The sequence below is a fragment of the Dawidia soli genome (assembly GCF_018598185.1).
Lineage (GTDB): Bacteria > Bacteroidota > Bacteroidia > Cytophagales > Cyclobacteriaceae > Ohtaekwangia > Ohtaekwangia soli.
Map to the genome: position 1 here is coordinate 22,081 of NZ_JAHESC010000024.1, position 23,026 is coordinate 45,106.

The 23,026-nt window shown below is 56.3% G+C and carries 17 protein-coding genes; 4 read left to right on the plus strand and 13 right to left on the minus strand.

Annotated features, from left to right (window positions below; all coding sequences use genetic code 11):
* Positions 1-6: 6 nt before the first annotated feature.
* From KK078_RS16790 to KK078_RS16825, 8 genes are all read right to left on the minus strand, one after another.
* Entirely contained in the window at positions 7-1,728 is a 1,722-nt protein-coding gene (locus tag KK078_RS16790; protein ID WP_254091457.1) for a type 1 periplasmic-binding domain-containing protein, read from the minus strand.
* A gap of 26 nt (positions 1,729-1,754) precedes the next feature.
* The gene (guaA, locus tag KK078_RS16795; RefSeq protein ID WP_254091458.1) at positions 1,755-3,284 is read right to left on the minus strand and encodes a glutamine-hydrolyzing GMP synthase; all 1,530 of its coding nucleotides are present in this window, start codon (positions 3,282-3,284) and stop codon (positions 1,755-1,757) included.
* Positions 3,285-3,355: 71 nt separating this feature from the next.
* Positions 3,356-3,967 (minus strand): outer membrane beta-barrel protein, encoded by a 612-nt coding sequence (locus KK078_RS16800; protein ID WP_254091459.1) that lies wholly within the window; start codon positions 3,965-3,967, stop codon positions 3,356-3,358.
* A 12-nt stretch (positions 3,968-3,979) separates the two neighbouring features.
* A complete protein-coding gene (locus tag KK078_RS16805) occupies positions 3,980-4,588 on the minus strand; it encodes a DUF4136 domain-containing protein (RefSeq protein ID WP_254091460.1) in 609 nt (202 codons plus the stop codon).
* 178 nt (positions 4,589-4,766) lie between these two features.
* Positions 4,767-5,663, minus strand: a complete 897-nt coding sequence (locus KK078_RS16810) for a 1,4-dihydroxy-2-naphthoate polyprenyltransferase (RefSeq protein WP_254091461.1) — start codon at positions 5,661-5,663, stop codon at positions 4,767-4,769.
* 20 nt (positions 5,664-5,683) lie between these two features.
* Positions 5,684-6,244 carry a glutathione peroxidase gene (locus KK078_RS16815; RefSeq protein WP_254091462.1) on the minus strand — a complete coding sequence of 187 codons (561 nt, stop codon included), beginning with the start codon at positions 6,242-6,244 and terminating at the stop codon, positions 5,684-5,686.
* Entirely contained in the window at positions 6,231-6,731 is a 501-nt protein-coding gene (locus KK078_RS16820) for a glutathione peroxidase (protein WP_254091463.1), read from the minus strand. Before KK078_RS16820 ends, KK078_RS16815 begins: the two co-directional genes overlap by 14 nt.
* Positions 6,732-6,938: 207 nt before the next feature.
* A complete protein-coding gene (locus tag KK078_RS16825; RefSeq protein ID WP_254091464.1) occupies positions 6,939-7,136 on the minus strand; it encodes a cold-shock protein in 198 nt (65 codons plus the stop codon).
* A 229-nt stretch (positions 7,137-7,365) separates the two neighbouring features.
* On the opposite strand from KK078_RS16825, the gene KK078_RS16830 reads away from it, so the two are divergent.
* Complete coding sequence (locus KK078_RS16830; RefSeq protein ID WP_254091465.1) at positions 7,366-9,021, plus strand: DEAD/DEAH box helicase; 1,656 nt, start codon at positions 7,366-7,368, stop codon at positions 9,019-9,021.
* 3 nt (positions 9,022-9,024) lie between these two features.
* Here the strand turns inward: KK078_RS16830 and KK078_RS16835 are convergent, their stop codons facing one another.
* The 5 genes from KK078_RS16835 to KK078_RS30675 form a co-directional block, all read right to left on the minus strand.
* On the minus strand, positions 9,025-10,137 hold the full coding sequence (locus tag KK078_RS16835) for a Fic family protein (protein WP_254091466.1): 1,113 nt from the start codon (positions 10,135-10,137) through the stop codon (positions 9,025-9,027).
* 276 nt (positions 10,138-10,413) lie between these two features.
* On the minus strand, positions 10,414-10,923 hold the full coding sequence (locus KK078_RS16840) for a YybH family protein (RefSeq protein WP_254091467.1): 510 nt from the start codon (positions 10,921-10,923) through the stop codon (positions 10,414-10,416).
* 394 nt (positions 10,924-11,317) lie between these two features.
* On the minus strand, positions 11,318-11,749 hold the full coding sequence (locus KK078_RS16845; RefSeq protein WP_254091468.1) for a VOC family protein: 432 nt from the start codon (positions 11,747-11,749) through the stop codon (positions 11,318-11,320).
* Between the two features lie 62 nt (positions 11,750-11,811).
* Positions 11,812-14,628 carry a PD-(D/E)XK nuclease family protein gene (locus KK078_RS16850; protein WP_254091469.1) on the minus strand — a complete coding sequence of 939 codons (2,817 nt, stop codon included), beginning with the start codon at positions 14,626-14,628 and terminating at the stop codon, positions 11,812-11,814.
* 3 nt (positions 14,629-14,631) lie between these two features.
* Entirely contained in the window at positions 14,632-17,841 is a 3,210-nt protein-coding gene (locus KK078_RS30675; protein WP_254091470.1) for a UvrD-helicase domain-containing protein, read from the minus strand.
* A gap of 196 nt (positions 17,842-18,037) precedes the next feature.
* On the opposite strand from KK078_RS30675, the gene KK078_RS16860 reads away from it, so the two are divergent.
* The 3 genes from KK078_RS16860 to KK078_RS16870 are packed head-to-tail and all read left to right on the plus strand — an operon-like array spanning position 18,038 to position 22,973.
* Complete coding sequence (locus tag KK078_RS16860; protein WP_254091471.1) at positions 18,038-20,383, plus strand: patatin-like phospholipase family protein; 2,346 nt, start codon at positions 18,038-18,040, stop codon at positions 20,381-20,383.
* Entirely contained in the window at positions 20,380-22,308 is a 1,929-nt protein-coding gene (locus tag KK078_RS16865) for an AAA domain-containing protein (protein WP_254091472.1), read from the plus strand. Before KK078_RS16860 ends, KK078_RS16865 begins: the two co-directional genes overlap by 4 nt.
* The gene (locus KK078_RS16870) at positions 22,308-22,973 is read left to right on the plus strand and encodes a uracil-DNA glycosylase family protein (protein ID WP_254091473.1); all 666 of its coding nucleotides are present in this window, start codon (positions 22,308-22,310) and stop codon (positions 22,971-22,973) included. Before KK078_RS16865 ends, KK078_RS16870 begins: the two co-directional genes overlap by 1 nt.
* Positions 22,974-23,026: the final 53 nt, after the last annotated feature.

Here is a 23,026-nt window from a genome sequence, read left to right on the forward strand (position 1 = left end):
CAAAGATTATCGTTTATCTACTACCGTTGCCTTGCCGTGACGGAACCGGATGAACGGCACCAGCTGGTTGTCGTGGCTGAACTGGTAATTATAGCCGGTGGTCAGGCTGCCCGGCACAAACGCCTGGCGGCTGAGGCCGTCTTGAAAATATACACCGTTGTCGCGCAGCTGCAGCCCGGTAAACAGCATGAATTCATAGCCCATGCGCGCATAGGCCGACGGCGTGCGCCCGTGGGTGTGTACATACTTGTGAAAGAACGCACGATAGTGCACCGCGTCGGGCTGCGCGTAGTTCGGCGCCTCCAGTACGATGGGCAATGTGTTGTATTTTTCAAGGTCGACGGTGGGCTGGTCCAGCCATGCCTCCGACCCTACCACCAGCACCGAGTCGCCGCGTGTTTCCACGCCGCTCAGCACCTTGGTATAGATCAGGGCTTCGTCGGTCGCGACAAAGATGGCGCCCAGGCTGTCTTTCTTCAGCGTGAATTGCTTGGGGTATTTAAACTCGTCGTATTCCGTCGGCGTGGCCAGCGTGGCGAGTATCTTCGTGATGCTTTCGCGCGCAATGCGCTGCGACGACAGAATCTTGACGCCGTCCTGACGGGCCTGCTGAACAAAGTTGGCGGCGAGCACCGAGTCGCGGCGCGATGTGCCGTAGTATACCATGCAGTTTTTCTTGCGTGCGTGGGTGGCGACAAAGGCACCGGCCTTCTGGCCGAGGGTTTCTTCCGAGGGCTGGAACAAGAAGCCGTACGGGTTGCCGCTGATCAGGTCGCTGCTGTTGAGCAGCGGGTTGAACAGGTTGATCTTTTGCTGCTGCGAGAACTCTTTCAACGGCGGGTTCTCTTCATGGAAGAACGGGCCGACCAGCAAGTCGGAGCTCTTTAGCTCGGGCAACGCCAGCACGGTGCGCAATTTGGCGGTGCTGCGTTCGGTATCATACGCGCGAAGGCTGATCTTCACACCTTGTTTTTGCAGCGTGTCGACCGCCTGCTTCATGCCTTCGTAAAAGTCGAGCACGATCTGGTTCTTCTTGCGCGCCGGCGATGGCTCGAGCGTCTGCACCATAAAAGGCATCAGCACCGACACGGTATAGATATCCTTCTTGAAGCTTTTGGGTGCTTCGGGAATATAGTCGGTTTTCTTCAGGTTCAGCGCCTCGACCAGCGCTTCCAGCTGCGCGCGGTTTTCGGGGTCGCTCTGGTCTTTGGCCAGCGTGGCGGCCAACAGCTTGCCCACGGTCTCGTCTTTGGGATACTCCTCGCGCATCATGCGCAGGGTCTCGACGTCGTTTACTTCCGCCAGCGCTTTGGTTTTAAGCGCCTCCACGTCGGGCTGCATTTTTTTGTCTTTCACCTGCGCCAGCAGCTTCATGCCCTGGAAGTAGTCCTTGCCGTCGAAGTATATTTTGGCAAGCCAGAAATTCACCTCGTCGATCTTCTCCCACGTGGCGTGTTGGGTTTTGAGCTGGTTGAACTGGTCTTTGGCCACGGCCGGGAAGCCCTGCTTGTAGGCCGACAGGCCGTAGTAGAAGGAAGCATATTGAGCGTACCGGTTACGCTGGTCGTACGGTATCAGCGGCTTGAAGCTCTCCATGGCCAGGTTGTATTTCCCCTCGCGGAAAAGCTGCTTGGCATTGAAGAACTGTTTGTTGTAATCCAGCTGCGCGTATACCGATGTCGTTAAAACCAAAAAGACCAGACAGAAACTATAGGCTCTTTTTCTCATGCGTTAGAATACGGGTTGTTATGTTCTTACTCCCACTCGATGGTCGCCGGCGGCTTCGAGCTGATGTCGTACACCACGCGGTTCACGCCTTTTACCTTGTTGATGATGTCGCTCGACACGGTGGCCAGGAACTCGTACGGCAGGTGCGCCCAGTCGGCCGTCATGCCGTCGGTGCTGGTCACCGCCCGCAGGCTCACCACACGCTCGTAGGTACGCTCATCGCCCATCACGCCTACCGACTGCACCGGCAGCAGCATGGCGCCGGCTTGCCACACCTTGTCGTACAGACCGTGCTCGCGCAGGCCGCCGATAAAGATGCTGTCCACCTCCTGCAGGATGCGGACCTTGTCGGCCGTGATGTCGCCCAGGATGCGGATGCCCAGCCCCGGCCCGGGGAACGGGTGGCGTCCCAGGATATTCGGGTCGATGCCGAGTGTTTTGCCTACCAGGCGTACTTCGTCCTTGAACAACGTATTCAACGGCTCGACGATCTTCAGCTTCATCTTCTCCGGCAGGCCGCCCACGTTGTGGTGCGACTTGATGGTGACCGAGGGGCCCTTTACCGACACCGACTCGATGATGTCGGGGTAGATCGTACCCTGCCCCAGCCATTTCACGTCCGTCAGTAAGTGCGACTCTTCGTCAAATACATCTATAAAAGTCTTGCCAATGGCTTTGCGTTTTGCTTCGGGGTCGGTTAACCCCGCCAGGGCGGTATAAAATTTCTCTTTGGCGTCAACCCCTTTGATGTTCAGGCCCATGTGCTTGTACGAGTCGAGCACCTGCTCGAACTCGCCCTTGCGCAGCAAGCCGTTGTCGACGAAGATACAGTGGAGATTTTTTCCGATGGCTTTGTGGATCAGGATGGCGGCGACGGTGGAATCAACCCCACCGGACAGGGCCATGACCACCTTGTCATCGCCGAGCTTTTTCTGCAGGTCGGCCACGGTAGCCTCCACAAACTGGTCGGAGGTCCAATCCTGCGCGCAGCCGCAGATGTGTACGACAAAGTTGCGCAGCAATTCTTTGCCTTGCAGCGTGTGTGTTACTTCGGGGTGGAATTGAATGCCGTAGGTGTCGGTGCCTTTTACGCGGTAGGCGGCCACCTTCACCGAAGGTGTGCTGGCCACGATCTCGAACGAGTCGGGTACGGAGGCGATCGTGTCGCCGTGCGACATCCACACCTGGGTGTCGAGGGAGATTTCTTTCAGCAGCGAATTGTGATGGTCTACAGTGGACAGCTTGGCGCGGCCGTATTCGCGGATGGTGGACGGCAGCACGTTGCCGCCGCTTTTGTGGGCGATCAACTGGGCGCCGTAGCACACGCCGAGCACGGGCACCTTGCCTTCAAACAGGCTCAGATCAACGTCGGGGCTGCCGGCATCGCGCACGGAGCAAGGGCTTCCGGAAAGGATAACACCCTTAATATCAGGTGTTAATGCAGGAATTTTATTAAAAGGATGGATTTCGCAGTAGACATTCAGTTCGCGCACGCGGCGGGCAATGAGCTGGGTGTACTGGGAGCCGAAATCGAGGATCAGTATCTGTTGCGACATGGGTGCAAAGATAAACCGACTTTTCGCCCCTAAAAGTACGGACGCCGAATAAACGCAAGTTCTTGTCTGCCCTAGCGGTTCATCAGCATGATGCCGATCTGAAAGCCCACGGCCGAATAGCTGGAATAACCGTACGCGTCACTTTTGTTGGTGGCAAAATCATAGTGCACCGCCGCCATCGCGCCCATCGAGCGCCGTTTGCCAAACCGCGCCAGGATCCCTGCCTCGGGCCGCGCCAGGAAGCCCCAGCCTTTGTCAACATCTTCGTAGATATTGTAGGCCATGACATATTCGTTGTGCAGCGCGCCCAGGCCGATGCCGGCGTATGGAAAGAACAGACCCTGCTCGCCCAGCTCCCAGTTGTACTGGCCGCTGGCCGCAAAGCTGTATTGATTGAGCTTTTTGAAGTAGTCGGTGGTAATGTGGCCGTTGCCGTTGTCAAACGTTTCGGTCGGCGCATATTCTTCAAAGTACGCCCATCCGAAATCAATGCCTGCCGAGAAACGGCTTTCGCCGATCATAAACCGGTAGCCGGCTTTGCCGCCGCGGCCGCTGGTTTTGCTTACCCAGTCGGTATTGGCCAGGGGGGTGTTGATGTCGAGGTTTATATAGAAATAGTTTTCCTGTGCCAGCAGTGCGCAGGCGGGCAGCAGGACAAACAATACGGTCAGTAACTTCTTCATGTAGCAGCGTGATTAATGGAGGTAGGGAGATTGGTCAAAAGCCGTCTCGATCGCATCGACGGACTGTTGCTCATAATTTACCGAGTTGACGACATCCCCCATGTAGGCGTTCCAGACGATCTTTACCTGGTTGTTGGCATTGCGATTTTTGAGGTCGATCATCTCAACCACCAGCGTGGCGGTGTTCTGTGCATAGGTCTGCACGATGGGGTAGTAATAATAGCCGCCGTAGCCGTAGTAGTTGGAATAGTAGTTCGGGTAATATACCTGCTGGAACAAATTGAGGTTCTCAATGATATAGATGTTCATGCCCACGTCCGGGTCTTCATCGCGGTCTACGTAGGTAAAGCCCTTCGCATCCATTTGCTCACGCACGGCTTTAATGACGCTGCGGGGGTAGGGCTGCGCGGTGGTAAAGGTCCAGATCGTGTCGCGCGAGGTGTTGGAAACATACCCGATGGTATCGGTGGCGATCGTGTACGTCCCAAAGTCTGCAAATTGCGTATCGGGATCGTAGTTGGTCGAAACCACGAGCTGGTCGAGCAGCCGCAGGTTATCGGGCTCAGGTTCGCAGGCCCAAAGGGCCGGTAGTACGGCCAGGAAGAAGAGGAATCGTTTCATGACGTTCATATAGGGTAGACAGCGCTCCGTTTGGTATCGCACAGCCGTTATACAGGGTAAACGAATGCAACAGCCGGTGCAGTATGCCCTCCGTCGCTGATGCTACGGCGGGCAAGACGGGGCACAAGCTATAGACACAACCTGTCGCCGTTAGGTTTAAAAGACAACCGCTAAAAGATCACGCCAACAGCAGGCCGGCGCCAAAGAGCAGCACAAAGAGCAACGTAGACATCGCCATCTGTTTCAGGAACGGATCCAGGGCGGTAGAAGGCTTGTGGGTTACGGCCAGGCCATTGCGCACAAACAGCGGCACGCTGGCCAGGAACAGGAACTGCGTGGGCGACTGGTAGTGAAACACGGTATACAACACGGCGCACAGCACGCCCCCCACCAGCAGGCACCAGTGATACGCCACGGCTTTATCGCGACCAATGCGCACGGGAATGGAATATTTGCCCGCCTTTCGGTCGGATTCGATGTCGCGGATATTATTGACATTCAGTACGGCGATCGAGAACAGGCCGCAGCTCAGCGCCGGCAATACCTCATAGGGGGTAATGGCTTTGGTGAACAGATAGTACGAGCCCATCACGCCCACCAGGCCAAAAAAGATCAGCACGGAAAGGTCGCCCAGGCCGATGTAGCCATAGGGCTTGCGGCCCACGGTGTAGGCAATGGCGGCGCCAATGCTGAGGAGTCCCAGTCCCAGGAAGAACAGAATGGCGTTCCAGGCCAGGCCAAACGAAAAGAACAGCAGTGAAATGCCGCTGGCGAGGCTCAGCAGCACAAAAATGATGACGGCGGCGCGCATCTGGCCTGCCGTGATGCGGCCGCTTTGTACGGCGCGGGCCGGCCCTTTGCGATCGGCGCTGTCGGCGCCGTGTATGGAGTCGCCATAGTCATTGGCGAGGTTTGAGAGGATCTGCAGGAAGATGGTCGTGAGCACACACAGCAAAAAGATGCCCCATTGAAAGGCGCCTGCAGCAGAGGCGAGAAAACCACCCATGGCGATGCTTGATAAAGCCAGCGGCAGGGTACGCAGGCGAAAGGCCTGTAACCAGACTTTTGTATTCATAGCAACGCAAAAGTAGAGGATTAGATGGAAATCTTGCTAACGATCTGCTCGTCGAGCGGATTGACTTTGGAGGGGAAGAACGAAACGACGTTTCCGTCGCGGTCGATCAGGTATTTGCAAAAATTCCACGAGGGGGCATGACCCGACCGGGCCTGCAGCCATCTATATAAAGGATGCTGATCGCGGCCTTTGACCGAGATCTTTTCAAACATTTGAAATTTTACGCCATAGTTCTTCTGGCAGAAGGCGGCGATGTCGCTGCTGGAGCCGGGCTCCTGCCACAGGAAATTATTGGCGGGGAAACCAAGTACAACCACTTTGTCGCCAAACTGTTCGTGCAGTTTTTCGAGGTCGGCATACTGCGGGGTATAGCCGCATTTGGAGGCCGTGTTGACGATCAGCATGTACTTGCCTTTATACCGGGCCAGGTCGATCTCTTCACCATCCAGGGCCCGCATTTTAAAGTCGTAGATCGAACCCTCGACAGGCCCGCGCTTTTTTGCCGACAACAGCTTGGAAGAAAAGAATGCTACAAGGCCCATCGTAACAGCTATCCAGGCTGTAACTTTAATTAATCTCATCGATGATCTGTTTGTCCAACGGGTTGACCCCCGAGGCATAGAACTTCACGGTGCCGTCGGGCTTTACCAGGTATTTGCTGAAGTTCCAGCCGGGTTCGCTGCCGGTCTTTTCCTTCAGCCATTTATAGAGGGGATGCTGGTCGGCGCCTTTTACCGAGATCTTTTCAAACATCTGGAATTTTACGCCATAGTTCTTTTGGCAGAACGAAGCAATTTCCGAATTGCTGCCGGGCTCTTGCGAGCCGAAGTTGTTGGCCGGAAAACCGAGCACCGTAACTTTGTTGCCAAATTGCTCGTGCAGCTTTTCCAGGTCGGCATACTGCGGGGTATAGCCGCACTTCGACGCCACGTTTACGATCAGCAGCGTCTTGCCTTTATACTGGGAAAAATCGATCAGTTCACCCTCCAGGGAGTTGATCTTAAAATCATAGATCGAGGTTGCCATGGGTTGGATCAGCAGGAAGAGCGCCAGGAGGATTGTTTTCATAACGATCGTTCGGTTAGTGTATCCGTGTAAGGAATAGGCAAAACTAGACGTTTTATTCCACTTTTTACCCGAAATAGTGATGAATTAACGCAGGCAGGTATAGCAGGCCGCAGGAAGGGCCGGGACAAACGGTGACGGAACTATATACTTTGTGATAAAAAAAAGCCAGGCTTGAGGGCCTGGCTTTTGCAAAGAGTGAAAGATGTATTAGTTGGCTAAACGAACGTTAACCGCATTAATTCCTTTTTTACCTTGCTGAAGCTCGAATGTTACCACGTCTTTTTCGCGGATTGAATCTACCAGCAGGCCAGAAATGTGCACAAAATACTCTTGGCCGGTTGCTGTTTCTTTGATGAAGCCGAAACCTTTGGCTTCATTAAAAAATTTTACTACTCCTTCTTTCATTGAAAATGTTAAAATATTCTGGTGCAAAGGTAGCAGAATTAATTTAAAGGAGGCTGGGAACCCTCCGATTTGCCGGTTTTGGCGCCAGACGGTAGTGTCAGATTATTTCCGTATTTTTGTGTCCATTATCTCGAATTTTATATAAAAAGCGCGATTTAAACGCAAATTCACACAAAGAGGCCCGTTTGCACCAGTCATCCTCCCGCCTCTTTCAGGCACAAGAAAATCTATGACATTTGAAAATTTAAAGCTTATTGAGCCCCTGTTACGGGCTTTAACGACAGAAGGCTATACCACTCCCACCCCCATTCAAGCACAGGCCATTCCCGTATTGTTGGAGCGAAAAGACCTTTTGGGCTGCGCCCAGACCGGCACCGGTAAAACGGCAGCGTTTGCGCTGCCCATCCTGCAGAACCTGCACGAAGACGAATTATACGTAAAAGGCCCGGAGGGCATCAAGGCCCTGGTCCTTACCCCCACCCGCGAGCTGGCCATCCAGATCGGCGATAGCTTTGCCGCCTACGGCCGCCACCTGCGCCTGACCCACACGGTCATCTTTGGCGGTGTGTCGCAACATACGCAAACCAAGGCTTTGCGCGACGGCGTCGACATCCTGATCGCCACGCCGGGCCGCCTGCTCGACCTCATGAATCAGAAGTTCGTCAAGCTCGACAACCTCAAGATGTTTGTGCTCGACGAGGCTGACCGCATGCTGGACATGGGTTTTATCCACGACGTAAAAAAGGTTATTGCCCGCATTCCTGCCAAGCGCCAGACACTGTTCTTCTCGGCCACCATGCCGCCGGAGATCGCCAAGCTGGCGAACACCATCCTCACAAACCCGGTAAAGGTGGAAGTGACGCCGGTGTCGTCTACGGCCAACACCATTCAGCAGTCGGTATACTTTGTCGACAAGAAAGACAAACGCAAGCTGCTGAACCATATCCTGCAAGACCGCACCATCGGCACGGCCCTGGTCTTTACCCGCACCAAACACGGCGCGGACCGCGTGGCACGCCACCTGAACGAGTCGGGCATTCGCGCGGAGGCCATTCACGGCGACAAGTCACAAGGCGCACGCCAACGCGCGCTGATCAATTTTAAAGCCCGCAAGACACGCATCCTGGTGGCCACGGATATTGCCGCCCGCGGTATCGACATCGATGAGCTCACGCACGTGATCAACTTCGAGCTGCCCAACGTGCCCGAGACCTACGTGCACCGCATCGGTCGTACCGGCCGCGCCGGCGCGAGCGGCGTTTCCCTGTCGTTCTGCGACGAAGAAGAAAAGGAATACCTGCAAGACATTCATAAGCTGATCGCCAAGACCATTCCGGTGGTCGAAGATCATCCCTACCCGTTGCAACGCGACGGCATGCCGAAGATCGTACCGGCAACACAACCCGCCGACCGGCAGCGCCAGGGTAACCGCTCGCAGCATCAGGGTGGCAACCGATCCCAGCGTCAGGGGGGTAATCGCCAGGGAGACAACCGTCGTCACCAACAGCCCAAGCCCCCGGTAACAAACAATACGTCTGCCGACGTAGAAGGCAATACCCCGACAGAGGGCAATGGCCAATTACGCAACGAAGGCAACAGCCGTAACGGCCGCCGCCGCGGGCGGAACCGTAATCGCAATAGGCAAAGCCAGGGGCAGGTTCAAGGCCAGGATCAGTCGCAAGAGCAACAGGCTCAGGCACGCCCGCAAGGCCAGCAGCAAAACAATCCACCGCGTCAACCCCGGCCGCCGCGCCAGGAACAGCGCTCACCCCGTCAGGAACAACGCAACGCTCCCCGCAAAGAGAGCCGCAACGACGACGGGTTTGAAAAGCTGGATTGGGGTGAAGACCTGAAGTGGGGCAGCGAACGTCTCGACATCGATTAGTCGTTATCCTTCGAGGATGCGAATGAGGTCTTCGTTGATGTAATATACCTCCGTGCCTTCTTTTTTGGGCATGACGATCTTTGCGCGCACAAGCTCGTCCATGTATTTGGTCAACGTGGTGCGTGAGGTCCTGTCCAGCACATTGGCCAGCGTTTTCATGCGGCTGTAGGGCTGGCTGAACAGCGCCTCATTCACATCCTTATTATACCACTTGATGTGCTTCTTGCCGTGGGCGAGCGTGGCCTCCATTTGCTGAACAGTTTCGCCGATCAGCCGGTTCGTGTAAAGTGACGTTTGCTCAACAGCATCAAGCATGTATAAGATCCATTGTTTCCACGCACTGCGCTGGGTGATGGCGCTCAGATTATAATAGTATTCATCTTTGTTGGCAATGATATACTTGGAGAGGTATAGCACCGGCTTGGACAACAGCCCTTTATTGACCAGGTATAGAAGATTCAGGATCCTGCCCGTGCGGCCATTGCCGTCGGCAAAGGGATGTATGGCCTCGAACTGGTAGTGCGCTACGCACATCTTCAGCAAGGGGTCGGCGGGGTATTGCTCGTCGTCGTTGAGATACTCTAGTAAGTTTTCAAGAAAGCGTTCCACGACACCTTCGCCGCGCGGCGGTGTATAAACCACCTCGCCGGTTCTGAACTCGCTTTGCCCCTGTTTAATGATGATCTGTGCCTGCGGCGACCGAATGCCGCTCGCCGTGTTTTTGATCTGTTGAAAAATACCCGTGATCAGGTTCTGCGTGATCGTCTGATCCTCCTGCAACCGGCGGTGCCCTTCCCACAGGGCCTCGCGGTATTTCAGCACCTCTTTTGTACCCACATTAGCCCGCTCTTCGCGGACAGTGTCGGACACAGCTTTGTAAAGCTCGTCTTCCGTTGTAAAGATATTCTCGATTGCCGTAGACGCCTTAGCCTCTTGCAGGGCAATGGTGTTCACAAGCATATAGGGGTTGGGCAGCCGCAGTACGTGCCCGTCCATCGCGGCCAGGGCCCTTGACGCCGAAACGAGCTTTCTGAGAATGTATGGATCATTCTCTACGTCGGGCGAGGGCGGTAGCAGCGGGAGGTCGTTGTAGGGTTCTTTTCTGTCGTAGGCCATGCTTAAATGTTCACTTTTTATTAAAAAATGAACAGATGACCAATATACGTCCAATTATTAGACAGTTCGATAGATTGTGTTCATTTTTTAGCAAAAAATGAACATATAGGCAGTTTATGTCCAATTATTGAACAGGTTAGTCCCATATGTTCATTTTTTTAATAAAAATGAACGTTAGGTAAAGGACGTCCAAAAAATTGAACAGATTGGGCAGCGTTTAAATGAAAAGAGGCAGCCTTCCGGTTGCCTCTTTTCATGATCGTACCACGGGTGGGGTTATTGTCCTGGAGCCAGGTGGTTGCTGCTGAAGGAATCGCGGAACATTTTCCAGCCTTTGGCGGTCTTTTTCCAAAGCACCAGGAACTTGCCGTCATCAAACATCATCTGGTTTTCGCCAAACGATTGCCACAGCCCTTCTTCCACCACATAGCCGTCGCCCAGACCGTATACCTCGGTGGTAATGAACTTTCCGTTTCGCAAACCGATGTCGTCATAGGCCGTACGGAAGAATCGGCGGGCAGCATCGGGCCCGCAAAGCGCCGGCATGCCGGGTGCCATGATGCAGCAGTCGTCGGCATACCGCTCGATGAACAAAGACGAGTCTCCTTTGACAAAGGCCTGAAAGTATACTTCGTTGCTGGCAGCGATGGCTTCGCGTGCTTCTTCCAACGTCCTCGTCGGTTGTGCGTGTACTCTTTCCCTTTCTTTGCAGCCTTGCAACAAAAAGAAGATGACCAGTGCTATGGCAACGCCTGCCACCAGGCTTACGAGCTGATTCGTTTTCATACTGTGTGATCTCATGGTATCTGTGTTATTTCTGATACAAAGATCACCCGGCCGGTACGCCGGAAATTGTAAAAAACCGAAAACGCCGATGTTGCGCCCTTTCAGGGCTTGAATGCCCTATACATTTTGTAGACCAGGCCTGCAGCCTGGGCTGATGTGTGCCGCCCTTTCAGGGCTTGAATCCCCCCTACATGTTGACCACGCCTGCAGCCTGAGCTGATATGTTACGCCCTGTCAGGGCGATCTGTTCGTATAGCCCTGAAGGGGCGTGATATAATAGCCCAGGCTGCAGCGATAGCGGAGGCCTGGGTAAATGAACACCCTATAATATCCAAGCCCTGAAAGGGCGTAACAGCCAGGTAGGTGCCAGGCGTTACAACAATATCAACCTTCGTTACTGCAATCCGGGGGTGCTGGCTTCTGCCTCCTGGAGCACCTCCAGGTAATGCGGGTTGTACATGATGCCCAGGATGTTGCCAAAGGGATCGATCACCGACGCCGTTATGAAGCCTTCGCCGCGATCGATGATGGGCTCGTATTCTTTGGCGCCTTTTGACAGCAGATGTTCAAGTGTGCCTTTGACATCATCTACGTGCCAGGACATGATCGCGCCGCCCGGGCCGGGTTGTGCTGCCTGGGGTTTATACTTGGCATCGATCAGTCCGAACTCGTGCTGATAGTCGCCGATACGCCATTCCGAATAGCCGGGGCGATTAAAGTATGGTTCAACACCAAACAATGCCGTGTACCATCTTTTTGCGGCATGGTGATCGTCTGCGTAAAAGCTGATGTTGGAAAAACCGCGTAATCTCGATGTAGTGGCCATGATGCAGTACGTTTAAGTGGAACATGCAGCATGTCACTCAAAACTGATGCCTGTGGAACCTCCTACCGCTGGCAGATCTCCTTGTAGTCGCAATACTGACACGTTTTCAGCTCCTCGGTTTGATCGAAGGGCACGGCGGGGTCGAACATTTCTTCCAGCAGCATGAGCAACTGCTCTTCAAATGCCGGCAGCAGGTCGGTAACATCTTCCAGGCGTTGGCGGCCCAGAAAGAGGCCGTATTCAAAGTCGTCTTTGAAGATCTCGCGTCGGTTGATGAGGCCGGGCTGCAGCGCGCGCGCTTCGTCGGGCCGGCGGACGTGCCGCTGTGCATATACCCAGGCATAGAGCATCGCCTGGAAGGCCGCCTTGTTGCGCTTGGGGCTGCGCTGGAATAAAGCCGGTATACTTTCAAAACGATTCTCGTCTTTGCCCGTCTTGTAGTCGATGATGCGCACGGTGTCATCCTTGCGGTCCACCCGGTCGATCTTGCCGCCCATGACGATGCTCAGCGACTTGTCGCGTTGCCGGACGGCAATGGTCGTCGTAAAATTGTTGGCCTCCAGCAGCTCGATCACAAACGGCACACTGCGTGCATCGTGGCGCAGCACTTTGCTGGCAAAGCGTTTCACCATCTCTTTTACGACCAGCTGCCGCCCCTCGTATTCAAACGGCTTTTCGTCGGGCAGGTGAAAGTGCTCGCGAAAAGCACGCTCGATAAAATATTCCAGCTTGTCGTTCAGGTTTGTAAAGTCACCGGCTTGTATGCGCCACGGTCCCGACGGCGGGCGCAGCGCAGTGTAAAACAGCTCCATCACCCGGTGTAAAATATTGCCAAAGATGCGCGCGTCGGCCTCCTCTTCTACTTCGTCGGGTTCGCGCAGCTCCTGCAGGTGTTTGAAGTAAAATTGCAGCCGGCACTCGATGTACGTGTTGAGTGTAGACGGTGTCAGCGCCTTGCCAAAATATCGCTCCAGCTTCTCCAGTACGTCGGCCTTCTTTTCGATGCTGATGGGCTGCACCGGGTGGATCTGTACGGGGTTATAGAGTACCTGCCGGGAGAACGGCCAGCCGGTTTCGTAAATGAGCTGGTATAGATAGCGGCTCATTTCGCGTGTGCCCAGTACGTCGGGCTCGGTGTTGTAATACAGGTCTACGATCGATGCCCGTTGCAGCAGCCGGTAGAACAGGTATGCGTACATGGCATCCTGGTGCTCGGCCGTAGGCAGGCGATAGGCCTTGCGGATGTTGTGTGGTATATACGATCCCTGCCGCGCGGCGGCGGGCCACAGGCCTTCGTTCAGCGACAGTACGATGACGCGGTCAAAGTCGAGGTTCCGCGTTTCCAGCACGCCCATGATCTGCAAGCCCCGCAGCGGCTCGCCCGTAAAGGGCACTTTCTCCGCCCGGGCGATCTGCCGGAACATCCGCTGCTGCATGCGCAGGTTCATCGGCTCGCTGGCCGCCAGTTCTTTTACGCGTGTCAGGATGCGGTGGAAGTGAAAGGCAAATTCTTTTTCCATCAGTCCCTCCTGTCCGCCGGAGGTAGCCAGCACCTCGATGACGTTCAGCAGGTACGACAGGAAGTCGCCCAGGTCTACAGGCTGGAAGATCACCCGCGCCAGCGCATGGCCCTCAAAGAACGAGGGCGCCAGGTGTACCTGGTTGTGTTTTAAGATAAACTCGCGCCATTCGTTCCCGGCGTCGCCCACACGTCCCTTCAGGTAGGGATGGTTGAGCAGCGCCAGCACATAACGGAAATAAAACTCACCCTTCCGCTGATGCAGGTGCAGATCGAACAGCAGATCGATCAGGGTATAATACGGTGTGCTGACCAACGGAAAGCCCATGGTCACGTTGATGGTCTGCAACGACGGCGGCAACGCATACAGCACGGGCAACAGCAGGCTCTCGTCGGGCAGCACGACCACGATGCGCCCCGCCTCCATGCCGGGTTGTTTCAGCGCCGCCTCCAGGCGTTGCGCCAGCAGCTTCGGCTGCCCGGCCTTTTGCGGCACCCCCAGTACGGTGATCTCCTTGGCCGTGCCCAGGTACGCGCCCGGTTGCTCCGGAAAAGTCGCTCCCAGCACGGCGTGGCCGCGGTATTGACGAAAGAAAGCACCTGCCTCGCGGTGACGGGGCTGCACATAAAAAGCATCTTCATCCCAAAACACGCGCGCCTTGCGGTGTAGTACAAACCACGAAAGGATGGCCTCCTCCGCGGACGTCAACGCGTTAAAGCCGGCAAAGATATACTGCCGTCCGGCGGGTGGCGTGATGGTCTGCCCGATGCCTTCGGCTACCGCGCGGTGGATCATGCCGCCGTAGGCCATGCCTTCGCCGGCGAGCTGCTGACGGAACTCGGTATATATAGTATACAAGCCCCGCCACAGTTCCAGGAAACGTTGCTTGCTGTCGGCCGTGCCGAACTCCACGGACTGCCAGAAGTCGGTCAGGAATTTCTTTTGCTCTTCCGTCAGGTAATCAAAGTATTCGTCGATCTCCTTCTGGTTGCTCATATCGCGGAACAGGCTGGCGGCGGGCACCAGGTATTTGTCCAGCTCGTCAAAGTCGCGCAGCAGCATTTCACCCCAGAAGTAGAAATAGTCGAGGTCCTCGTCCGAGCCCGTCACCTGCTTGAAAGTGCGGTACAGTTTCACCACCAGCGAGAGCTTGTCGGCCTCCACCAGCTCGGAGAACGAGCCGATAAATGCTTCGACATGCTGCACGTCGGGGGCCCAGCGCGGCGTGTCCAATGCTTCGCCCAGGGCCTTGCGGAAATAGAGCGCCGCACGACGGTTGGGAAAAACAACGGTCAGGTTATTCCAATCGGGATACTCCCGTACAATGATCTCTGCCAGTTCCTGGATAAAGGTCTTCATGGATTATGCGTGTACCTCCTCGCAGCGTTTTTCGTGTACATATACCAGGAAGCCCCGGGTGTCTTCCACTCCCATCGCCTGCAGGATGCGCAGGTATTCCTGCACCTGCCGGCGGTCGTCTTCCTTGGGTTTGCCGGTTTTATAGTCCACCACAAAGGCCCTGTTGTCTTGCAGTGTGACCCGGTCGATGCGCCGCTCGCTGCCGTCGGGCATAATCAGGGCCGCTTCTGTTTTTAGTATTGCGTCGACGGCAAACGCCGGCTGCAGCACCGGCGACGACACGATCCAGCGCATGGACTCGGCCACCGGCGCCAATTCCTCTTTCGCCAGCAGGCCTTCGCGCAGGGCCTGATCGGTCACCAGGGGTATATCTGCTGCCGTACGCACGCGCGACATGAGTGTGTGTAAGAATATACCGTAGTTGATCTTGCGGCGTTTCTCGGTCTCTTCAAAAAACTCCTTGCCATCCGTACGCACCGCCAGCCGTTCGCGCCAGGGCGAAACGGGGTAGCTTCGCAGCATCACGCCCCCTTCGGGCGTAACGTTGGTGGACGGCGGTGGCGTGATCGCACCGACCTGGAGCGTTAGTGTTTCTTCCGTCCAAAGACCCGACAGGTATTCGCTTTGCTCGATCGCCAGCTTGGTCAGGCGCCCCACGTTCGTCAGGTTGCTCGACTTCGTCAGCGGCGCGTGCACGATCAGGCCCTCCTCGGCGCGCGTAAACGCTACGTAGAGCAGGTTGAGGTTGTCGAGGTAGATGCGTTTGCGCTCCTCGGTATAATATTCTTTAAAGACGGTATTTTCGAGCTTGCTGGAATACTTCAGCGGAAAATATCCCGCTCCCCGAAAGGCCGCATCGTCAGACCGGCACCAGAGTATCGGCGACTTCATCGGCGGGTGATTGAGCTCCCAGTCGAGGAACGGAATGATGACGTAGGCAAATTGCAGGCCCTTCGACTTGTGGATGGTGATGATCTGCGCGGCGTCCACACCGCCGGCCACCTGGATCGACTTCTTCCATTTGTTCTCGTTCCACCACTCCAGGAACGAGGCCAGGTCGTTCTTCTCGCGTTCGGCAAATTCCAGGATCACATCCTGAAAGCCCTGCAGGTAGGCGATCTCCGTCGGCAACTTGCCGAGGTTAAAAATATGAATGAGCGTTTCCACCAGCTCGACCAACGGCAGGGCTGCCAGCACATCCTGTTGCTGCGCAAAGGCCGCCGGCACCTGGGTGGCAAACGCCTTGGTCTTGCTTTCCGAGAACAGGCGGTGGTGGTTGGGGAACGCCTGCGTGGGCCACAGCTTTTGGTATTCAAACGCCAGCTGCGCGCGGGCGATCTGGTTCTTGGGGTTGTCGAGCAGCCGCAGGGCGTTGATCAATACCAGCACGCACGTGGCCTGGTCGAGCCGCAGCGACTCGTTCGACACCACATCGTACTTGCACGTGCTCTTCGCCTGCGACGACGCGCGGTATTGCATAAAGTGCTGCGCGATCGCCTGACCTTCGCTGTTGTCGCGCACCAGGAAGGCGATGTCGCGCAAGGCGATGCCGCGGCCCTGCAGGTCTTCCACCAGCCGCGGCAGCTGTTCCAGCGATACGGACTGAAAGTCAAAACGGCCGCCGGCCTCTTCGTCCGGACCTTTTTCTTCCGGGCGGAAAAAGCGGATGTTTACATAGCCCGGGTGTTGCCGGAAGATCTTCTGCGCCGCGTCGATGTAGGCCTGCTGTGGAAAGGCCGTGCCCGTCTCGCGGCTCACGATCGCCGCCGAGGCATCGAACAAGGCATTGTTTACTTCCACAATGTTGGTGGCACTGCGGTAGTTGGTGTCGAGCTGGTAGATGTCCGTTACCAATACCCCGACATCTTCGCGGGCGCGCTCCTGTAAGATACTCAGGTCGCCGCCGCGCCAGCGGTAGATCGATTGTTTGATATCGCCCACCAGCAGGCTGCGGTAATTCTGGGCGATGCCGTTACGTACCAGCGGCAACACGTTGCTCCACTGCAGCCCCGAGGTGTCCTGAAACTCGTCCACCAGAAAGTGGCGGAAGAACGAGCCCACCTTTTCATACACGAACGAAGTGTCCTGCCCTTGCATCACGCCCTGTAAAAATTGTGGCGCATCCGACAGCAGCATGACGTTGTTCTCGCGCAGGTATTCACGCAGGGTCTTGGAGATGTCCGACAGCAGTCCGAAGGCGTGCAGGTTGCGCAATACCTGCTCGGCTGAGAAATACGCTACGCTCTCCTGTTCAATATGCTCGACGAGCGCCTGCAGCCGCGGCATCCACACCTGCTCGGCGCGGGCGGTGATCACGTCTTTGGAAGCAGACTTGGGTGCGGGCCAGGCAGCGCTGCTGAGCAGGGCGTCGCGCACGCGGCTGCCGGGCGGTTTGATCTCGGCCTCCAGACCTGCGATGTATGTATAGACGCTGCCCGAAGCACCCCATTTAAAATCCGCCACCACTAATTGCAGGCTTTGAAACTCCTGCAGCAGCGCGCGGGCCTCGCCCAGCACGTGCTGCTCAAATTGTTTTACCTCTTTTTGAAGGGATTGTTTCAGGTCCTTAAAGAAACGTTTGTCTTCGGTGGCCTGGAGCACCTCTTCCTCGATGGTCTTAAACTCTTCGCGGAAGATCTCACGCGAGAATTCCAGCAACGCCGAGCGGATGTCCCAGTCGCGGCCCTCTTCCAGTCGTTCGAGGGAGAACTCCAGCACCCAGCCCCGCAGCTCGTCATCGTCGGTGAGCTTGTCCAGTACCCGGTCGATCACCTCTTCCAGCACCAGGTCGTTGTCTACCTCGAGGCGAAAATTGCCCAGCAGACCCGTTTCGCGGGTAAAGGCCCGGATCACGCGCTGGAAGAAAGCGTCGATCGTGCTTACTGCAAACTGCGAATACTGATGCAATATGAGCGACAGCACCTGGCGGCTGCGGTCGCGGAACTCGCTGTCTGTAAAGGTCTTCCCATCGGCAGCGATCTCCTGCCGGATCTCGGCGGCCAGGTCCTGGCTGCGGTCGTGGCCGAAGTCGTCCAGGTACCGGATGATCCGGTCCTTCATTTCCTGGGTGCTCTTGTTGGTAAAGGTCATCGCCAGGATGTACCGGAAGTATTCCGGGAAACGCAATGCAAGTTTGAGGTATTCCTTGGCCAGCGTGCGGGTTTTGCCAGAGCCTGCCGAAGAACGGTAAATGTGAAAGGTCTTATCGGTCACAGTGCCAAGTAAGGAAATATTTGACTAACGCGTACAAAAAAATATCCCGGCAGAAGGGTTTCTTTTCCAGTCACCCCAAACGGTTTTTTAGTATGTAACAGTATCACGTTCGGCCATAGTTCCCCCGCCCCACATACGCAAAGAAATTCCGAAACGTGTATCTTACCGGTTGAAATTCCCTTACGGGTAAACATCTATGTTGCGAAATTTGTATTTCCTGGTGCCGAAGATCCTCTACTCGTTCCCCGTGCAGTTGCTCTTCAATAATATCAAGCGCAATCTGGTATTGCTCCTGTGCTGGATCGTACTGTTTGCGATGGTCACCGGCAGCTTCGGCAAGTACCTGGGCATCCCCTACCTGTTCCTCGACCCCGAGTACCTCAACAAAGTGAACTTCACCAGCTTCTTTATCCTGGGGCTTGTCACCGCGGGGTTCACCACGGCGTTCCACATCACCTGCTATATCAACGACGGCCATCGCTTCTCGTTCGTCGGCACGTTGTCGCGGCCGTTCACCAAATTCGCGATCAACAACAGCATCATCCCCGCCATTTTCCTGGCCACCTATATTTACCAGATCGTCGGCTTCCAGATCAACAACGAATATTCCACGCCGCGCGGCCTGGCCTGGAACCTCGCAGGCCTGCTCAGCGGCTACGCCGTCATGACGCTGATCTTCTTCGCTTACTTCCGGTTCACCAACAAAGACATTTTTAAATACGTCATTTGCCGCATCGACGAAAAGATCAAACAGAACGTAAAGGTCACACGCGCCAGCGCCATGAAGAAGCTGGACATCGCCCGCAAGAAGCAGGTGCGCGTAGACTATTATATCGACAGCAACTTTCGCGTGCGCCCGGTAGAGAACAATGTCTTTTACGACAAGGCCACGATCCTGCAGGTATTCGACCAGAACCACTTTAACCTGGTGGTGATCGAGCTGCTCATCTTTGCCTTGGTCCTGATCCTGGGCATCTTCAAGGATTACCCGGCCTTTCAGTTGCCGGCGGCGTCCAGCTTTATCATCCTGCTGACCATTTTTGTGATGATGGCCGGCGCCTTCTCCTATTGGTTTGGCGGGTGGGCGGCCACGGCGGCACTCGCCTTATTTTTGATCGTCAACCACCTGGTGGGCGAAGATTACTTCACCAAACGGTACGAGGCCTTCGGACTGGAATACAACAAACCGCCGGTGCCCTATACCATCGCCGCGCTGCGCGCGCTGAACGACTCGACACACATCGAACGCGACAAACGCGCCACCTATACCATGCTCGAAAACTGGCGGCGTAAGTTCCCGGAGGGCCACAAACCCAGGATGGTATTCCTGTGCACCAGCGGTGGGGGCAAGCGTGCCGCGTTGTGGACGCTGACCGCCCTGCAAGCGGCCGACAGCCTTACCGAAGGGCGCGTCATGGACCACACCATGCTGATCACCGGCGCCTCGGGCGGCCTGATCGGCGCCAGCTACTACCGCGAGCTCAAGCTGCGCAGCAAGCTGGGCGAGAACATCCATCCCAATGCCGCCAGCCACCGGCAGAAGATCTCCACCGACAACCTCAACCCGCTCATCTTTAGCCTGCTGGCCAACGACCTGTTTGTGGGCTTTACCAAATTTGAATACAACGGCAACCTGTACTACCGCGACCGCGGCTATACCTTTGAAGAGCAGCTGAACCAGATCACGGAGGGCCTGATGAACAAATCCATCGGCGCCTATGACAGCGTCGAGCAGCAAGCGATCGTGCCGATGATGATCCTCACCCCCACCATCGTGAACGACGGCCGGAAGCTGTACATCGCCGCGCGCCCCGTGTCGTACATGAACAGCGACATTGCCAACTTCCCCGGCTATACTTCGTCCAAGATCAGCGGTGTGGATTTCCAGACGCTCTTTGAGGAACACGATGGTTCGCAACTGCGCTTTCTGTCGGCCTTGCGCATGAGCGCCACCTTTCCCTATATCACACCGAACACGTCGCTGCCCACCGAGCCGTCGCTCAAGATCATGGACGCCGGCATCTCCGATAACTTCGGGGTGTCGGACGCCGTGCGGTTTGTCTTTGCCTTTAAAGAATGGATTGCCGAAAATACGTCGGGCATCGTGTTCGTGTCGATCCGCGATTCTCCCAAGATGGCAGCCATCTCGCCAAAGACCGGCCAGACGCTGGTCGACGACTTTACGCAGCCCATCAGCTCGGTATACAACAACTTCGAGAACTTCCAGGACATCACCAGCGACATGTTTATCGGCCACGCCCGCTCGTGGTTCAAGGGACCGATCGACCGCGTCGACATTGAATATCAATCGGAAAGTTATACACCCATTCTGCAAAAGATGGACAGCATCCGGCAAAACAACTCGCGGGCATCGCTCAGCTGGCGGTTGACGACGCGCGAGAAGTTCGGCATCGAGTATACCATCAACTCGCCCTCCAACCAGGAGCAGCTGGCCCGGCTGGCCGCGTTGGTGGGGGCACCCCTGCATGCCAGCACCGGGTCTACGGCGGCACGGCAGGAATCTGTATCTTCGCGCCCATGACCGCGAACAGTCAACTACAACAGACCCTCGAGCTCATTCAATTGGAGCGCCAGGCGGACCTGGAATATTACCGGCAAAAGGTGTTGCTCCGGTCCATCAGCCAGCGCACCAAAGAGGGCACCACGTGGTACCCCCTCAAGTTTCATCGTCATTACATCGGCACCGGCGAGCGGCTCATTGTAGAAGTAGAGCGCACCAATCACCTCGACCAGCCGCACGCATTCCAGAGCGGCAAGTCGGTCAGCGTTTTTTCCAATGCCTCGGGCAAACCTGAAAAGCACCATGTAAACGGAGTGGTCAACTTCGTGCGCGACAACCTCATGACCATCACCCTCAACAGCGACGACATCCCCGAATGGATCGAAGACGGGCTGCTGGGTGTGGACGTCATGTTCGACGAGATGAGCTACCGCGAGATGGAGTTCGCCTTACGGGAGGTGATGAAAGCCGAAGACAACCGCATTGCCTGGCTGCGCGAGGTGTTACTCAGCGACAAGCCCGCCGGCACGCGCCCCCTACCCGCCACGGCCCTCGCCACGATCGAAGCACCTCTCAACGACAGCCAGCGCGACGCCCTGCACACGGTACTGGCCGCCACCGACGTGGCCTTTGTACACGGGCCGCCCGGCACGGGCAAAACAACGACCCTGGTACAGGCCATCGTCGCCACGATCAAAGAAGAAAAACAAGTACTGGTCTGCGCCCCCAGCAACGCCGCCGTCGACCTGCTGGCCGACAAGCTCGACCAGCAGGGCCTCAGTGTATTGCGCATCGGCCACCCGGCCCGTGTTACCGAGCAGTCGCTGAGCAAAACGCTCGATGCGCGCATCGCCGCACACAGCCAGTACAGCGACCTGCGCGAGCTGCGCAAACGCATGGAGCAGGTGCGGGGCAAAGCGCTGAAGTTCAAACGCCACTTCGGCCACCACGAACGCGAAGAGCGCCGCATGCTTTTACAGGAGGCCAAGCTGCTCAAAGCCGACGCCGACCTGCTGGAGTTCTATATAGTCAACGACCTGCTGCAAAACAGCGACGCGATCTGTTGCACGCTGGTGGGCTCGTCACACCCTACGCTGCGCGGCAAACGGTTTCAGACGGTCTTTATCGACGAGGCGGGCCAGTCGCTGGAGCCGGCCTGCTGGATCCCCCTGCTGCGCGCACAACGCGCGATCTTTGCCGGCGACCACTTGCAGCTGCCGCCCACGATCAAGTCGGCCGAAGCCGCCAAACGCGGACTGGCCCGGACATTGTTTGAAAAAGGCATTGCCCGTCACCCGCGGCAAACGTCGATGCTGACGGTGCAGTACCGCATGCACGAAGACATCATGCAGTTCCCGTCGCGGTATTTTTACCACGACGAGCTGGTCGCCCATGCGTCGGTGCGCCATGCGCTGCTGCGCCCCAACCAGGCACCGGTACTTTTTATCGATACGGCCGGCTGCGGATATACCGAGAAGCAGGACCCCGAAACATTAAGCCGGTCCAACGAAGAGGAGGCACAGCTGCTGATCCGCCAGGTAGAGCAGCTGGCGGAAGAAGTGGGCGCGGAAGAATGGGTGAATGAAAAGATCACCCTGGGCATTATTACACCCTACCGGGCACAGGTAGATTACCTGGTCAAGCTGGCGGAAGCCTCCACAGTATTGCAGCCGTTGTACGGGTTGATCTCCATCAACACCGTCGATGCGTTCCAGGGGCAGGAGCGCGACGTGATCGCGATCAGCTTTGTGCGCAGCAACGAAAAAAGCGAGGTGGGCTTCCTGGGCGACATTCGCCGCACCAACGTGGCCATGACCCGTGCGCGCCGCAAGCTGATGATGATCGGCGACTCGGCCACGCTGGGCGCGCACCCGTTCTACTCGGAGCTGATCGACTTTGTGCAGGGCAAGGAATACTATAAAAGTGCGTTTGAGATCTTGTATTGATGATGTCGTTTGCCGATAACATTCTCGCCTTCTACCGTTCGCTGGCGCTGCCCGGGCTGCCCCAGGGCGTCGAAGCCATGAACCCCTACCAGGATGCTACCGCCTATGCGCTGAGCGAGCAGTTCTATCGCATGTTCTATAGTGACGATAAACCGCGCCGCATCATCATGGGCATCAACCCGGGGCGCTTTGGCGGCGGACTTACCGGCGTGCCCTTCACCGACCCGCTCAAGCTGGAACAACGGTTTGGGATCAAAAACGATCTGAAAAAGAAAGTAGAGCTCTCGGCGGATTTTATCTATACCATGATCGATGCCTACGGCGGCCCAAAAAAATTCTACAGCCGCTATTACATCAACTCGGTCAGTCCGCTGGGGTTTGTCAAAGACGGCAAGAATCTCAACTATTACGACATACGCGAATTACAAGAGGCGATCGAGCCCTTCGTGGTCGACAGCATCCACCGGCAGCTGGCCTTTGGCATCGACCGCAAGGCCGCCTACTGCCTGGGCGAGGGCAAGAACTTCGAGTACCTCGACAAGCTCAACCGTAAGCATGGATTTTTTAAAGAGGTGATCCCGCTGTCGCACCCGCGGTTCATCATGCAATACAAGCGAAAACACATACCGGCATACGTGGCCGACTACCTTAAAAAGCTGAAGTAGCCGGCGGCGGACAGGCTGCCCGGGGTGACCGCCTCCGGACGCCCCCGTCCAGT